9 protein-coding genes are annotated in these 15,420 nt (G+C 68.6%); 4 read left to right on the top strand and 5 right to left on the bottom strand.

Annotated features, from left to right (window positions below; translation table 11 throughout):
- Positions 1 to 122: 122 nt before the first annotated feature.
- The 4 genes from G7043_RS40485 to G7043_RS40470 all read right to left on the bottom strand — a co-directional run bounded on the left by G7043_RS40485 (position 123) and on the right by G7043_RS40470 (position 9,812).
- Positions 123 to 4,562 carry a glycoside hydrolase family 3 protein gene (locus G7043_RS40485; RefSeq protein ID WP_166054014.1) on the bottom strand — a complete coding sequence of 1,480 codons (4,440 nt, stop codon included), beginning with the start codon at positions 4,560 to 4,562 and terminating at the stop codon, positions 123 to 125.
- 235 nt (positions 4,563 to 4,797) lie between these two features.
- Entirely contained in the window at positions 4,798 to 6,153 is a 1,356-nt protein-coding gene (locus G7043_RS40480) for an SGNH/GDSL hydrolase family protein (RefSeq protein ID WP_166054013.1), read from the bottom strand.
- A 91-nt stretch (positions 6,154 to 6,244) separates the two neighbouring features.
- Positions 6,245 to 8,464 (bottom strand): right-handed parallel beta-helix repeat-containing protein, encoded by a 2,220-nt coding sequence (locus G7043_RS40475; RefSeq protein WP_166054012.1) that lies wholly within the window; start codon positions 8,462 to 8,464, stop codon positions 6,245 to 6,247.
- A 313-nt stretch (positions 8,465 to 8,777) separates the two neighbouring features.
- Positions 8,778 to 9,812 carry a LacI family DNA-binding transcriptional regulator gene (locus G7043_RS40470; RefSeq protein ID WP_166054011.1) on the bottom strand — a complete coding sequence of 345 codons (1,035 nt, stop codon included), beginning with the start codon at positions 9,810 to 9,812 and terminating at the stop codon, positions 8,778 to 8,780.
- Positions 9,813 to 9,996: 184 nt separating this feature from the next.
- On the opposite strand from G7043_RS40470, the gene G7043_RS40465 reads away from it, so the two are divergent.
- The gene (locus tag G7043_RS40465) at positions 9,997 to 11,067 is read left to right on the top strand and encodes a LacI family DNA-binding transcriptional regulator (protein WP_166054010.1); all 1,071 of its coding nucleotides are present in this window, start codon (positions 9,997 to 9,999) and stop codon (positions 11,065 to 11,067) included.
- Between the two features lie 4 nt (positions 11,068 to 11,071).
- On the opposite strand, the gene G7043_RS40460 is transcribed toward G7043_RS40465, so the two are convergent.
- Positions 11,072 to 12,007, bottom strand: a complete 936-nt coding sequence (locus tag G7043_RS40460) for a LysR substrate-binding domain-containing protein (protein WP_166054009.1) — start codon at positions 12,005 to 12,007, stop codon at positions 11,072 to 11,074.
- Between the two features lie 130 nt (positions 12,008 to 12,137).
- Between G7043_RS40460 and G7043_RS40455 the strand changes: the two genes are divergently transcribed.
- The 3 genes from G7043_RS40455 to G7043_RS40445 all read left to right on the top strand — a co-directional run bounded on the left by G7043_RS40455 (position 12,138) and on the right by G7043_RS40445 (position 15,414).
- Positions 12,138 to 13,169: a fumarylacetoacetate hydrolase family protein gene (locus G7043_RS40455; protein ID WP_313888322.1), complete on the top strand. Its 1,032-nt coding sequence runs from the start codon at positions 12,138 to 12,140 to the stop codon at positions 13,167 to 13,169.
- Positions 13,170 to 13,258: 89 nt separating this feature from the next.
- On the top strand, positions 13,259 to 14,398 hold the full coding sequence (locus tag G7043_RS40450) for an FAD-dependent oxidoreductase (protein WP_166054008.1): 1,140 nt from the start codon (positions 13,259 to 13,261) through the stop codon (positions 14,396 to 14,398).
- The gene (locus G7043_RS40445; RefSeq protein WP_166054007.1) at positions 14,395 to 15,414 is read left to right on the top strand and encodes an amidohydrolase family protein; all 1,020 of its coding nucleotides are present in this window, start codon (positions 14,395 to 14,397) and stop codon (positions 15,412 to 15,414) included. Before G7043_RS40450 ends, G7043_RS40445 begins: the two co-directional genes overlap by 4 nt.
- Positions 15,415 to 15,420: the final 6 nt, after the last annotated feature.

The raw sequence follows: 15,420 nt of genomic DNA, 5'->3' as shown, positions 1-15,420 counted from the left end.
AGCGATAAAACCGCCCCAACGGAATGCCATCTCCGATCAGCTGAACAGAAATCGCGCCGTGTGAGTGCTTCCGCCGGCGAGCCCGAACCTGATCGGCACGACGCTGCCCACCTTCACCCTGTTCACCGCCGGTGGCCGAACCTGAACCAGTTGATACCGAGGTCGAGCCAGCCGGCCACCGCGCCGTAGGCGTTCGAGATGTCGGTGTCGGGGATGGCGGGCGAGATCTCGAAGACGAAGTACAGGTCGTGCACTCCGGGCAGTGCGGTGATCGGCACGGTGGTCCGCCGCCAGCGGTAGAGCGGGTTGCGGTAGTCGGCCACCGAGTTCAGGTCGTGGTCGCCGGTGACCGTCACGCTGCCGAGCACGGTCCCGTTGACCGGGTCGTCGGCCTTGACGGTGATCGTGGCCGGCTCGGTCGACACCTTGACATAGCGGAGAGTCAGGTCGGCTCTCGTGACGCCACGGAAGTCGATCTTGCGATAGACCGCCCAGTCGCCGTTGCGGATCCGGTTCAGCTGCAGGCCGGCATCATCACCGTGGACGTTGTCCGCGCGTAGGTTCGACGGGGCACCGGTGACGTTTCCGGAGGCATCGAACAGTTCCGCCTCGTGCCGGGCGGTGAACGCGTTCTTGTCGGTCTGCCCCTGGATCACGATCCGGGTCGTGCAGGACAAGCCGTTGCCCGTGGTCGCCTTGAGGTGGACGTCGCCGTTGCCAACACCCGTCGCGCGGATCGTGCAGTTCCACGACCGGTTGTTGTTGCCGGAGGTCTGCCCCTCGATGAAGCCGGCTGCCGATGCGGTGATCTCCGCGAGAGCAGTGGGGCGGCCCTGTACGTCGGTCAGTTCGAAGGTGACGGGGCGAGCCGCCGACGGGAACGGGTAGGTGACCGCCGACAGCATCAGCGAGCCGCGATGCTGGTCGATCGCACCGAACCGGGAGAACTGGTTGGGCCCCCAGGAGATGTCACGCGGGCGCGAGTCGTGTCCACTCCGAATGATGATCGCCTCGGCTTCGGTGCCCGCAGGTACGGTCTGATTCTTGAGGGTGACCGTGAGCTCTGCGGCGATCGTTCCGTGCGGGGTGGCGTAGGTGGCGGTGGCGCGTACGGTCCCGTCGCCCGTGCCGGTGGCGGTCAGCCGGCCGGAACTGTTGATCGTCGCGAGCGTTGTCGGGCCGCCGCCGGGAGCGGTCACCGCCCAGGTCGGCGGACCGGTGACGACTCCGGTGCCGCGCAGCGGTGCTTCCAGGAGCAGGCTCGCGGACTGCTGTTCGATCGTGGCGGGAATCCGGACGCGGGCGCGGCCCAGAGACGTCTGCGCACTCGAGCTGAAGAGGTTCGAGGTGATCGAGACCTCCGCACTCGTCGCCGGTGTCACCGCTCCCAGGCGAAGCCACTTGACGATCATCCCGGAGTCGGGGAAGGCGAGGTACAGGTCGGCGGTGCGACCGCCGGGCCGGGCCAGGTCGGCACCGGCGTTGACGAACGTCTGGGCACTTCCCGTGGGCTCGACGGTGATCGTCCCGATCTGCGTTCCGTCCTGCTCCGCGCTCGGCCCGCCGCTCCACACCGCAACCTTCGTCGCGGAGGGGTTCGGGTTGGACACGCGGACCGTGATTCCCGCCGAACGCCGTCCGACGCTGACGTCGGCGTACTTGACCCAAGCTCCTGCCGTCCTGACCAGGATGCCGTAAGTGTCGTCCTCGCTGACCGATGTCGGTACCACGTCGGCTTGCAGCCCGGTCGGCGTCCGGCTCGTGAACGAGTAGTCGTCGAAGTCGCCGGCCGGCGTGGCGCGGCTCAGGTCGCGTGCCGGGATCGGGTCACCGGTCACGGTCAGGGTGCGGGACACCAGCTGGTCCGCGTCGGCCGACGAGCGGCCGGCGCTGATCGTGTAGCTACCGGGTTCCACGAAGAAGCGGCTGCGTGACACGTCCCGGATCGCGAGGCAGGACAGCTTGGCGACGATGGTGACGCGCTGGGACCGGCCTGGTGCGAGATGGATCCGTTGGAAGCCGATGAGTTGCTTCTTCGGGTGTTCGACGCGCGACTCGGCACTGGGGCGGTACCTGGCGTACACCTGCACGACGTCATCGCTGGCCACTGCTCCGGTGTTGGTCACCGTGAGTCCCACCGAGACGTCCGGGTCGCGGGTGTTGCGCGACGAGGCCGGGCTCACGGTCAGGTTGCGGTAGCGGAAAGACGTGTAGGTCAGTCCATACCCGAAGGGGTAGAGGACATCGCCGTCGTAGTATTCGTAGGTGCGCCTGCCTTTGATGATGTCGTAGTCAGAGATCGTCGGCAGCGCGTCGAGGCCGGGATACCAGGTCTGGTTGAGCCGGCCAGCCGGGGCGTAGTCGCCGAAGAGCACGTCGGCGACTGCCGAGCCGAGCTCCTGGCCGGCATGGCTGGTGTAGACGATTCCCTTCACGTTCGGGTTCGCCGCAATGGTGCGCAGGTCGAACGGGTAGCTGCCGACGACCACCACGACCGTGTTCGCGTTGGCGGCGGCAACCGCGTCGACGAGCTGCTGCTGGTGGGGCGGCAGCTTGATGTCGGGCGGGCTGGTGAGCCGGTCCTGCGTCTCACGCGAGGTCAGATGTGGCTGGTCGCCGACGGCCACGACCGCGACCGGAGCCGAGGACGCCCTGGCGACCGCGTCGGCGATGCCGTCCTTGACGGTGACGAGCTGGAACTGCTGGTTGGGGCTGGATGCCGAGCCGTCGTGCCGCACCATGTACGGCGCACTGGCGTTCACGAACACGTTGGGGTTCGCCGTCGGGCTGACGATGCCGGAACTCTTCGCGAAGCGCAGCGACACCGTGTTCCCCGACTGGCCGACGATCCCGAGATTCTGGTCTGTCGTCCACTGCTGGCTGGAACGGTCGGGACTTTCGTAGCCGGGCGGGCCGGCATCGGCCACCACCGTGTTGCCGGCGCCCCGCGCCGCGAGGTAGCGATCATGGGCGACCGAACGCAGCAGATGGTTGTTGTACCCGTAGTCGTAGTCGTAGAACTGGGCCAGCGGATCGTCGGAGGAGGTGGCCGATCCGGTCAGGGACGCGTTCGGGGTGTCGCCGGTGGTCAGGAACTTGCCGTCGGGCGTACCGGTGCCGTTGACGACCTGCAGGCCGACCACGTTGAGGCCGCGGGTGAAGGCGAGCGCGTTCACGCCACCCTTCAGCTTCGCCGCGACCTCGTCCTTGATGAAGGTCGTGTACGGATAGCTGCCGGCGTAGAAGTCGGTGGAGTTCTCATCCGCGAGCGGGCCCACGAGCGCCAGCCGCGACAGCGACTTGTCCAGCGGCAGGATGTGGCCGGTGTTCTTCAGCAGCACGACCTGCTCCCGTGCGGCTTGTGCCGCCACGGCGCTGTGCGCAGGCGTCGTCAAGGCGTTGCGCTTGTTCAGCCGCTTGAACGGGTTGGCCGGCTCGGCGTCGAGGTCACCGGCGTGCAGGCGCACCATCAGGACGCCGAAGACCGCCCTGTCGATGTCCGCGCCGGTCAGCATGCCGCGGGCCAGCGCCTCGTAGATCGGACGCCGCGTACTGGGCGTGTCGGTGTCACTCGGCGTCATGACGGCGACACCGTTCTTGATCGAGTCGGCCATCGCGGCCGCCTGCCCCACCTCGCTGTTGGGGTAGTAGCCGTTCGAGAAGGTCAGGTTGCCGGGCGACCCGGCGTCGGTGACGTTGAAGTAGGCGCAGTTCCCGTAGCCGCCGGGAACCCAGTCCTCGTAGACGGTGGACATCATCTCGGGGAACACCATCGTGGGCTTGCCGTTGACGAGGTTGTAGGAGGTCATCATCCCGTTCGCGGCGCCTGACTCGATGCCCATCCGGAAGACGCGCAAGTAGTACTCGTGCAGGTTCCGCGGCGTCGCGTTGGCCGAGTACGAGGTGCGCGAAGCCTCCTGACCGTAGGCCGCGATGTGCTTGAGCGTCGGGATGCTCTGGTAGTAGAAGGGGTCGTTCCCCTTCATTCCCCGCGCCATCGCCGTCGACAAGGTGGCGGCCAGCGTGACGGACTCGCCCATGCTCTCCGAGGCGCGCCCGCTGCGCGGATCACGCGCGAGATCGACGACCGGTCCCCAGATGTCAATGCCGTTGAACCGGGCATCGACACTGTTGTACGCGCGCGCCTCCCGCCCGATGACGTCGCCCACCTTCTGCATGAGCGCCGGGTTCCAGGTCATCGCCAGTCCCGTGTTCTGCGGGAAAACAGTGGCGTAGCCCAGCCAGGACAACCCGTGCAGCCCCTCGGTTCCAGCGCGGAACTGCGGGATCCCGAGGCGGATGATGGCGACGCTGAACTGGTGCAGCAAGCCCACCTTCTCGTCCAGCGTCAACGCGGCGATCAGCTCGCGGATCCGCACGTCCGGTCTCAGCGCCGCCGGGTTCAGCACGACCGGTACCTCGGCGGCGGCCACGCGGGTGAGCGGTAGCTGCGCCGCCACGACCGCCCCCGCGCCGAGCACCACGCCACCCAAGAACTGGCGCCGGTTCAGCTCCGCTGACCAGACCGAGCCTTCACCGCTTGCCGCGTCGTGCGCCGCCATGCCGAGTTCCTCCGCTGCCAATCGAGTCCAAGCACGTGTGTCGCATGGTCGTAGCCGGGCTCGTCGCGCAGACGCAGGTTGCGCTGTCGCGAAAGATTCGAGCAATTCAAAGGTCATTCAAGAGGGCCGGTCAAATGACGGTCAACACGCACCGCACCTTCTGCTGTCCAGCCGTGATCCGATACTCGTCGAATGTCGAACACGTCGATATTCGAGGCAAGTTCTGGCCCCACATTCATGGCGCGGTCAGTGCGGCGGTGAGCACCGGAATGTAGAAGTTCATTCCGGCGATGTTCGGATGTGTCCCGGTTCCTCCGGTTCCGGGGTAACCGTTGGCCAGGCCGTTGAACGTGTAGGCCACCCGCTGGCCGTCGTTGCGGGTGTCCAAAGTGGAGTCACCGAAGACGTCTGCGACCGTGACGCCCCACTTGGCGCAGATCCGCTGCGTCACCGAGCGGATGGCGAGCTGCGTGTTCCAGTCGCGGGAGCCGAGCTTGTGCGCGGTGACGTGCGCGATCCGCGCGGCCGGCCACTTGGCCCGCATCGTGTGGATGGTGGTCTCGAGCGACCCCGCGTAGGTGGACCTGTCGAAGGTGGCGGGATCGAAGCCGGCCGCCATCGTGCCGACTTCGTACCGGTTGTTGTGGATGAGTTCGGCGTCGTTGGTGCCGCCGTCGAACACCACGTGGTCGGGCGACTGTGAGGCGGCGTTTCGCACCTGCGTGAGGATCTGGCCCCCGGAGGCGCCGACGGGGCCGATCGCCGCGCCGTTCACGGCGTACTTCTTGAGGTTCATGAGCTCGCGCTCGGCCGTGAGGTTCACGAAGCTGCGCGAGTAGGTGTGGCCGGCGACGATGCTGTCGCCGAACGCGTACACCGTCTTGCCCTTCAGCCGCCCGTTCGCCGCATTCGCTGGTGCGGTGAGGCGGAAGTTGTCGAGGGACTGCACGCCGGTTCCGTAGTAGTTGCAGGCGACGAGCTTCGCGAGGTCCTTACCGGTGATGCTCGCCGTGCCGGAAGCCATGACCGTCGCAGCGGTCTCCTTGGTGGCGATCGTGTACTGCACTCGCTGCAGCGTGAAGTCGAGGTGCAGGTTCACCGTGTACCACTTGGCGCGGTTGTAGGCGATCCTGGTCCACGCCGGGTTGAGCGAGTCCGGCGCGGACGCCGAGTCGGACACCGGGCCGGTCAGGCCGTACCGGAGTTCGGTGGCGGTGGCGGCGAGTGCGAACACGAGATTTCCTTGACTGTCACGTAGTTCGATGCCCGTCTTCTGTCCGCCGGCGGCGACCGCTGTCTTCCAGTCGAACGTCAGGTCGAGGGTGCGCTCCCCCGCGACGGCTCCATCGAACGCCTTGACCGAGGTGGTGTAGTTGCCCATCCCCTTGGTGACGTTCAGGACGCCGCCGCTCACCGCGGCGCCAGCGGGAAAACCGAAGTTGGCCGGAGTCGTCTGGGCGCTGAACGTCTCGTCGATGAGAACGCCAGCGGCTGCCTGCGCCGTGGGGACGACGAGGACCGCTGCCGCCACCATGGCGGCGACGGCCGCGGGCCGGAGAAATCGGCGGGTTCGCCGTTGGCCGGGATGCATGTGGATTCCCTTCGAGTAGCAGCAGCGATCGGAAGCACGGGCGGCTCCGCCGGTCGGGCGGACCCGGCAGAGCCGCATTGGCCTCACAACGTCAGTTGGTGGCCGCGGGACCGCCCGAGATCCGCACGTCGTCGACGTGCACCGCCCCGCGCTCTGCCGCGTTCGCGTACCACGCGATCTTCCCGATCCCCGGCATCGAGGTGCGGAACGCGGCGTCGGTCAGCACCCGGCGGCCGTCGATGTCCAGGTCGAAGCGCTGGTTCACCGTGTCCACAGTGAGCGTGATCCGATACCACTGGCCGGAGGCGTATGTGCCGATCACACGGCTCGTACCGCCCTCGTACGCGAGGATCTCGCCGCGTGCGAACGCGACGCTGACTGCCTGAATGCCGCTGGAGTTGTACACGTAGGGCAACCCGAACCAGCCCGCTTGTGTGTCGTTGCGCATCACCTGCGCCTCGATCGTGACCGTGCCCTGCAAAGGGGTGTCGAAGATCCGGGCGAGGTTGGTCCCGTCGGTGCCGCCGCCGTCGGTCGTGCGGTTGAGCCGGATGCTCTTGTCGGTCGCGGAAGGCGTGTCCACCACGCGAACCTCGTTCCCGGTCGAGATGACCCGCCACCCGTTCGTGCCGTTGGCGAGCAGGCCGGTGGCCAGGCCGTCGAACGACTCCTCGAACGAGATACCAGGCGCCGCTCCGCCGCGTTCGAACGCGCCGATGTCCGGCCGGCTCCCGCTCGGCACGGGCGTTCCGGCGAAGTCGCGACCGCCGCTGCCGGTGACGGTGGCGCCGGCGTCGACGAACACCGATCCGTTCTGGAGCGCGAAGTTCGCCGCCGTGTCGAGCCTCGGCCCGTTCTCGTCGCCGTAGGGTCCCCTGACGGCGGGATTCACGAACTTCGGGTCACCGACGACGCGCCTCGAGTCCGACGAGGGCCGGGTCGTGAGGTTCGACGAGTACCCGTTGTTGCTGTAGGTGAGACTCGACTGCTGCAGGAACGAGGCGGACCGGCCGGACACGAACAGGTTGTTGGTCAGCGTGGCCCTGCCGGAGTTGTTGCCGCTCACCATGTTCGGCGCGTCGGTGCTGTAGAAGGTGTTGTTGTAGATGGACGCCACCGTGCCTGCCTCTTGCCACATGTGCAGGTTCCACCGCTTGCTGCCGGTCACGACGTTGTAGCGGATCACCGCGCTGCCGAACTTGGGCGTGCCGCACCCGCAGAGCAGGATGCCGTCGCCGTTGTCGTGCAGGTAGTTGTACTGGAACAGCTGGTTGGTGGTGCCGACGTCGGGATCGAGGCCGTTCGCGTCGGCACTGCCCTGGGCGTGGTGGGTCCCCATGACCTCGTTGTGCTGGACGGTGACGCGGTCTGCGTAGTAGGTCTCGATACCGGACACGCCGACCCGATCGATCACGTTGCGTTCGACGAGCCCGTCCCGGACGTTGGTGAGGTAGACGCCGTTGCCGCCGAAGGCCGTGTTCGCCTGCGTGATGTAGTTGCCGCGGATCGTGACGTTGGTGTGCGGCTTGAAGAGGACGTCGTCGGCCGTTCGACGGGTGCCCCAGCCCGTCCGGACGGCTCCCGGCGCGTCACCGGTGTACTGCTTCACCGTGACGCCCGCGAACGAGGTGTTCTTGATCGTGGAGTTCTGCACGGTGATACCGGTGAGCACAGTCGGATTGCCGGGCGCGGCGATGTTGGGGACGGTGGTGGTGAAGACGATGCCGCCGGTGTTCTTGGATCGGTCCCAGCCGGTTTTCCAGGTGACGCCGGGCGAGTTGTTCGCCGGGTCGCCGCCGATCCACTTGACCTCGCCCGTCACGTCGTGCACGTCGACCGAATCGACCACGAAGTGACGCAGGGTCCGGCCGTTGTCGCCGTGCACGCCGATGCCGCGGAAGTCACCGAGGTTCGCACCGGGCGTCCCCGTGGCGGGCTTCGCGTTCGACACGTCGAGGTTGCGGATCTCCCAGTACTCCTGGTTGAACAGCCGCACCACCTCGCCGACGGCACCCTGGCCGACGAGCTTCGGCTTGGCGCCATCTCCGTAGCGGTCGATGACGATCGGTGCGCCGTCAGCGCCGGACCCCTTCGGCCACAACTGCCCGACCCAGCTGTCCCCCGCGTGGAAGCGAATGGTGTCGCCGGGCTGGAAGCTCGTCGAGTTCACCTTGCCCAACGTGCGCCAGGGCGCTTCGCTGCTGGTCCCGGCGTTGGTGTCGTTGCCGGTCGCACTGACGTAGTACGTGGAGCTCGCGGCGTTGGCGGTCCCCGCTGGGACGAGTGCGATCGAGAGGAAAACAGCTGCCAACGCGCATAACGCGCTGGCGAGCGCTCCCGGCGCGCTTCGACGGTGAGCGATCACTGATGCCTCTTCTCGTCGTGGTGGTTGTGTTCGCCTCAAGCGGCGAACCTGACTGACGGCTCAGGGCGCGGCGGCTCACGTCCAGGCGAGGACGCACCGGGAGCACGCGCGGCCTCGCGGGAAAACGTATTCCGCGAAGAAAAGCAGTGTTCGGCTGAGCGCGTCAAGGTTCAGGCAGCTGAATGCGTCAACGAGGTGACATCGGTGCGCCCGTGGACGAACTGGCCGTCAGCGATGGCTGCGGAGCGAACGGCTGAGGTCAGCCGGCGCGGATCGCCGTGCTGTCGCGCACAACGACCTGCCCGCGCATCGTCAGGTGCTCGACTTCCGGGTGAGCCGCAAGGGCGAGGCGGATCGCCTCGGCTCCTGCCCGCGCCAGCGGCAACGACACGGTTGTCAGCCGCGGTGTCACGTCGGTCGCGAGCTCGATGTCGTCGAAGCCGGTCACCGAGACGTCGGCTGGAACCGCCATGCCGGCAGCCCGGAGGGCGGACATCGCACCGATGGCGATGGTGTCGTTGGCGGCGAGGATCGCGTCGGTGCTCGCCAGTCCCTTGGCGAGCAGCCGCCGCGTCGCGTCGAAGCCGCCTTGGCGACTCACCGCGCAGTGCGAGATGCGGATGTGCCGCCCGTCGACACCGCCGTGGCGAAGCCCCTCCACGAAGCCCGACGTACGGGCGGCGACGTTCCCCGTCCCACGCGCACCCGCGAGGATCGTCACGTGCCGGTGTCCCGACCCGGCGACATGGGCGGCGAGCTCCTTGGCGGAGTCGCGGTTGTCGAAGCTGATGGAGCTGAACGGCATGTCGGTGTCACCGACGATCACCACCCTGCCGCCCTCGCGTTCGTAGCCGAGCAACTCGCCGAGCAGGCGCCCCTCCAGGGCGTTCGCCTCGACGCGGCTCGAGGTCAGGATGAGCGCCCGCGGCCGCAGTGCACGCTGCAACCGCACGGTTTCGAACTGGCGCTCAACGGCGCCGTGGGTCGACGAGACGGTGACGAACGCGCCGGTGTCGCGCGCCTGCCGTTCCATCGCCGCGACGGCGATCCCGATCGACGGGGTGGTGAGGTCGTCGGCGACGACCGCGATCGAGTCGTTCGCGCGGCGCATCGACCGGGCCGAGGCGTCCGCGGTGTAACGCAGCTCGGCCGCGACGGCGAGGACCCGCCGCCGATACTCCGGCGCAACAGTCCGAGAACTGCCGCCCAGGACTCGCGACGCGGTCGCGACCGACACACCGGCGGCCGCCGCCACCTCGCGCAGGGTGACGGTCGGTCTGGCTGGATGGGGCACAGTGCAGTAATCCCTCCCGTACCACGAACGCGCCGCAGTCGACGGTATCGGAAGATGTCCACGGTGGACCGCTGCTGGGAAATCGTATTCCGTTACGAGCGGGGCAGTTCGCTCAATGAGGGGCGCTCCCGTGGTCAACCCTCCGTTGCCAGGGAGTTGTGGGACTCCGGTGCACAATTCGGGTATGGAAGACGGGTCGGCTGCGCCTCCGCAGCAGCACGAGGGTGCCGCGGCCGCACAGCGCCAGGCGACCCTGCACGATGTAGCACGAACGGCGGGCGTCTCACAGGCAACGGCGTCGCGCGTGCTCAACGGCAGCATCCGCAACGTCCGCCAGGAGAACGTCGCCCAGGTGCTCGCCGCGGCCGCCGAACTGGACTACACGCCGCACCTGTCCGCGCAGGCGATCGCGAGAGGGACGACGAACACCGCCGCGCTGGTCGTCAGCGGCGTCGACGACCCGTACTTCTCCACCGTCGCGGGCGGGGCGACGCAGGCGGCGGAGGCCGCCGGACTCATCGTGACCATGGCGGTCGCGGACCGCTCCCCCGAACGAGAGCTCCAGATCGTCAGGACGCTGCGCGGCATGCGGCCCCGCGCCATCATCCTCACCGGCAGCCGCATCGATGGCACCGATACCCGCGCCGCCCTCATCGAGGAACTCGACGCCTACCGGAGGGCGGGCGGAAGCGTCGTCCTGATAAGCCAGTACGACCTGCCGTTCTGCACCGTCAGCATCGACAACTACGGAGGAGCGCGGCAGCTTGCCCGCGAGCTGGTGGGGCTGGGCTACCGGCGATTCGCGGTCGTCCGCGCGTCTGCCGCGCTCAGGACGTCCCGCGACCGGTGCGAAGGCTTCGTGGATGGCCTTCGCGAGTTCGGCATCGGCGTCGAGGCACGGCTCGTGGTCGAAGCCGAGTTCAGCCGCCGCGGCGGTCTTGCCGCCGGCCGCGAACTCGTCCGGCAGGGCCTCGGCGACACGGAACTCGTCATTGCCGCCAACGACGTCATGGCGATCGGTGTGATGACCGCCTTCCGCGACGCCGGGCTGGTCCCCGGCCGGGACATCGCCGTCGCCGGCTTCGGCGACATCGGCCCAGCGGTGGACGTCGTTCCGGCGCTGACCTCCGTGGCCGTACCTCTGCGGCAGGTCGGCCTCTGCGCGATGGAACTCGCGCTCTCCAACGACGACGTCTCGCGGGTCGTACCCATCTCCACGAACGTCGTCCTGCGGGACAGCACACCCCGTCGATGAGCTGTCAGATCGGCGAACTGGAGACCGCTGGCCGATCGTCCTTGACGGCCTCGCCGACCCTGGCCGCCGTCTCACGCAGCCAGATATGCGCCGCGTCGTGCGTGTGCACGGGGTGCCACCACAGGGCTTCTTGGAGTGGTACGGCGTCGTAGGGCGGTTCCATGACGCGGACCGGGACGAGCCCGCCCAACTGCTCGGCGAGACGTCGCTGGACGAGGGCCACCCGGCGGGTACCCGCGACCAGTTGAGGCATCAACCCGAAGCTGTCGACGGAGACCTCCACGCGCGGCTCGATGCCGAGCATGCCGATCTGGCGAGCGGCGGGCGCGTCGTAGGTGCGCTGGTACGTCACCCACGGCAGCCGGGCCAGGTCGTCGAGGGTGAGTTCCTCACCGACATCGGGGTTGTCGTCGGCGACGAGGTAGACCCAGCTGTCCCGGTAGAGATCGACCGCGGGGAAGCCACGGATGATGCCGTGTGGCATCAGCAACCCGTCGACGCTGCTCAGCAGCGTCGCGGTGTCCTCGATGATCTCCGTCGACGCCTGTTTGAACCGGAGCCGGATGCCTGGCGCCTCGGCATGGATCGTCCGGGCGAGTTCGGCGCCGAACACGGCCACCGCGTAGTCGGAGGCGACCAGGGTGAACTCGTGTTCCTCGCGGGCGGGGTCGAAGTCAACCTGGCTGGCGAAGACGCGCTCCAGCAGGTCACAGGCGGTGGCGGTGCGGGCGAGGAGCGCCAGGCCGAGAGTGGTCAGTTCGTAGTGTGCGCCGACCCTGACGAGCAGGTCGTCGTCGAAATGGTGTCGCAGCCGGGCCAGCGCGGCGCTCATGGCGGGCTGGCTGAGCCCGATGCGTCGTCCCGCCTTGGTGACGTTGCGCTCCTCCAGGAGGGCACGCAGGGCGACGACCAGGTTGAGGTCGAGGCTTGCCAGATTCACAAAGCACCCCAAGTGCGGAGTCGGGCCTGACGAGTATCTGCGCGATGGATCGTGACGATCCAAGGAATCAATTTGCCAGATCGTACCTTCCGGGCCAAATTGGTGACATCTCAATCGGGAGGACATCTCCGTGACATCCACCGCCGCGTCGGCCCCCTTCTCGGGCCCGTTCGCCATCGGCACCCTTTCGGCTTCGGACGGGGCCAGGTTCCCCGGCCTCGTGGTACCGGACGGCCGTGTCCTCGACCTGTGCGCGGCACTGGGCGAATCCACGCTGACCACGCTGGCACTCCTGGAGCACTGGGACGAACGGCTGCCACTCCTGCGCACCCTCGCGGAGGACCCGGCGGGCGACTGGCGGCCGCTGGCGGACCTGGCGGTGCACGCGCCCCTCGAGCCCCGGCAGATCTTCCAGTCGGGCGCCAACTACCGGCAGCACGTGATCGACCTGGCGGTCGCGCACCGCGCCCCGGACGACCCGCGCACCGCCGAGGAGGCCCGCGCCGAGGTCGCGGCGATCATGGACAAGCGGGCCGCGGAGGACCTCCCGTACGTCTTCATCGGCCTGCCGACCGCGATCACCGGTCCCTACGACGACGTGGTGCTCCCCTCGTGGGCCGAGCAGCCCGACTGGGAGCTGGAACTGGCCGCGGTGATCTCCCGCCCCGCCTACCGGGTCACCGTGGCGGAGGCCCTCGACCACGTTGCGGGGTACACCATCGCCAACGACCTCACCGACCGGGCGACCGTCTTCCGCCGGGACATGCCCCCGATCGGCACCGACTGGCTGCGTTGCAAGAACGCTCCCGGTTTCACTCCGCTGGGCCCCTGGATCGTCCCGGCAGGCTCCGTCGCCGACCTGTCAGACCTGCAGATCACCCTCAAGCTCAACGGGAAGACCATGCAGGACGAGTCCACAAAGGACATGATCTTCGGTGTGGCACGGCTGGTCTCGTACATCTCCCAGACCGCCCGGCTCCTCCCCGGCGACCTGGTCCTGACCGGCAGCCCGGCAGGAAACGGCATCCGCTGGGGCCGGCTGCTGCGCGACGGCGACGTGATGGACGGCTCGATCACCGGGCTCGGCGCCCAGTGCACCCGCTGTGTCGTGCAGGAAGCGGCAGCCGTCGGCGCGCCGGTCGACCCCATCGCCGTCAAGTAGCGCCCTGAAAACGGCCGGGCGGCTCCGACAGGCGCGCCCCGGCCCCGCCCTTGCCGCCCGACGTCGCGCGGCCCTCACCGGGAGACCCCATGACAGATCCCCGTCCTCGCACCGTCCTCGTCATCGGCGGTGGAGCATCCGGCAACGCCGTGACCGTGCTGCTACGGCGGGCAGGCATCACCGTGGAGCTGATCGAGGCACGACCTGACTGGGGCGTCCTCGGCTCCGGCATCACCTTGCAGGGCAACGCGCTGCGCGTCCTGCGCGAACTGGGCGTGTGGGACGAGGTCGAGAAGACCGGCTTCGCCTTCGACTCCGTGGGCCTCGCCGCGCCCGACGGGACGGTGTTCCACGTCCAGCAGAACATCCGCACGGGTGGCGAGGACCTGCCCGCGATCGCGGGCATGCAGCGGGCGCAGCTTCAGGAGATCCTGTGCGAGGCCGTCCGCGCCAGCGGCGCGAGCGTCCGTCTCGGCACCACCGCGAACGAGCTGGCCCAGGACGGAACCGGCGTCACCGTCCGCTTCAGCGACGGCACCGAGGGGCGCTACGACCTCGTCATCGCCGCCGACGGCGTCAACTCCGCCACCCGCGCCATGATCGGCATCAGCGACCAGCCCGAGCCGACCGGCATGGCCATCTGGCGCGTCGCCACGCACCGCCCCGAGGGCGTGGTGCGCTCCGACCTGAGCTACGGCGGCGCCTGCTACATCGCCGGTTACTGCCCCACCGGCCAGGACACCATCTACGCCTATCTCGTGGAGGCCAACCGCGACCGCACCACCATCGACCCCGCCTCCTACGCGGAGGAGATGCGCCGGCTGGCCGCGGGCTACGGCGGCGTGTGGCCGGAAATCGCCGCGAGCATCACCGACCCGGCCAAGGTCAACTACACGTGGTTCACCCGGCTGCTCGTCGAGGGCGCCTGGCACCGCGGCCGGGTCGTCCTGATCGGCGACGCCGCCCACTCCTGTCCCCCCACCATCGCCCAGGGCGCGGCCATGTCGCTGGAAGACGCCTCCGTGCTCGCCGAAATGCTGAGCGGCCAACAGGACTGGAGTTCCCTGGACACCCTGCTGACCGGCTTCTACGAACGCCGGATCGACCGTGTCCGCACGGTGGTCGACGCCTCGGTGCAACTCGGTCAGTGGCAGCTGGAGGGCAACCGGAACGTCGACATGGCCGGTCTGATGTCCCGCACGATGTCCGTCATCAAGGAAACCCCGTGAACTCCGCGCGTCCGCTCAGCAGCGCACCCACGATCGACGTGCACGCGCACGTCCTGCTCCCGCGCATCGAGGACGCCGTCGCAGGACACCCCGCCCTGGCCGCCGCCCGTGCTCTCGACGCCCGCCGCAACGGCCCCGAGGCCGCTGCCGTCAGCGGCCCGATGTTGCGCGACCGCATCCCGAAACTGACCGACGTCAAGGCCCGGCTCGCCGCGATGGACGCCGCCGGGATCGACGTCCAACTGGTCTCCCCCTCCCCCTCGCACTACCACTACTGGGCCGAGGAGACGCTGGCCCGCACGGTCTGGGAAGAGGCCAACACCGGCACCGCCGAACACGTTTCCCAAGCCCCGCAACGACTGCACGGCCTCGGCCTCGTCCCGCTCCAGCACCCGAACCACGCCGTCGAAGCCCTCGACCACGCCCTCAGCCTGGGCCTGCGCGGTGTCGAGATCTCCAGCCACGCGCCAGGGCGCGAGCTGTCGGACCCCGCCTACGAACCGTTCTGGAAGCGTGCCGAGGAAACCGGAGCGATCCTCTTCCTGCACCCCTTCGGCTGCACCCTCGACGAACGCCTCGACCGGTGGTACCTGTCCAACACCGTCGGCCAGCCCGCCGAGAACGCCGTCGCGCTCTCCCACCTCATCTTCTCCGGCGTCCTGGACAACCATCCCGGGCTGCGCGTCGTCGCCGCCCACGGCGGCGGCTACCTGCCCACCCACATCGGCCGCTCCGACCACGCATGGCGTGCCCGCGCCGACGCCCGCGGCTGCGCGCACCCGCCCAGCAGCTACCTCAAGCGGCTGTACTTCGACTCCCTCGTCCACGACCCGCACGTCCTGCGCGAACTGATCCGGGTGGCCGGCCCCGACCGGGTGCTGCTCGGCTCCGACTTCCCCTTCGACATGGGCACCGACGACCCGCTCGGCGCGCTGCACGCCGTCAAGGATTTGCCCGACCCCCACTTCCACGCCGTGCGCGGCGGCAACGCGGCAGCGTTGCTGCGTCTCATCTGAGGAGCC

The sequence above is a fragment of the Lentzea alba genome (assembly GCF_011067745.1).
Lineage (GTDB): Bacteria > Actinomycetota > Actinomycetes > Mycobacteriales > Pseudonocardiaceae > Lentzea > Lentzea alba.
The sequence above is the reverse complement of the archived record's forward strand: the minus strand, read 5'-3'. Positions and strand labels throughout refer to the sequence as shown.

Excerpts from the sequence above, each read along its gene's own strand:
- G7043_RS40485 (WP_166054014.1), bottom strand. The coding sequence starts at position 4,562 with ATGGCGGCGCACGACGCGGCAAGCGGTGAAGGCTCGGTCTGGTCAGCG.
- G7043_RS40450 (WP_166054008.1), top strand. The coding sequence starts at position 13,259 with ATGACAGATCCCCGTCCTCGCACCGTCCTCGTCATCGGCGGTGGAGCA.
- G7043_RS40465 (WP_166054010.1), top strand. The coding sequence starts at position 9,997 with ATGGAAGACGGGTCGGCTGCGCCTCCGCAGCAGCACGAGGGTGCCGCG.
- G7043_RS40480 (WP_166054013.1), bottom strand. The coding sequence starts at position 6,153 with ATGCATCCCGGCCAACGGCGAACCCGCCGATTTCTCCGGCCCGCGGCC.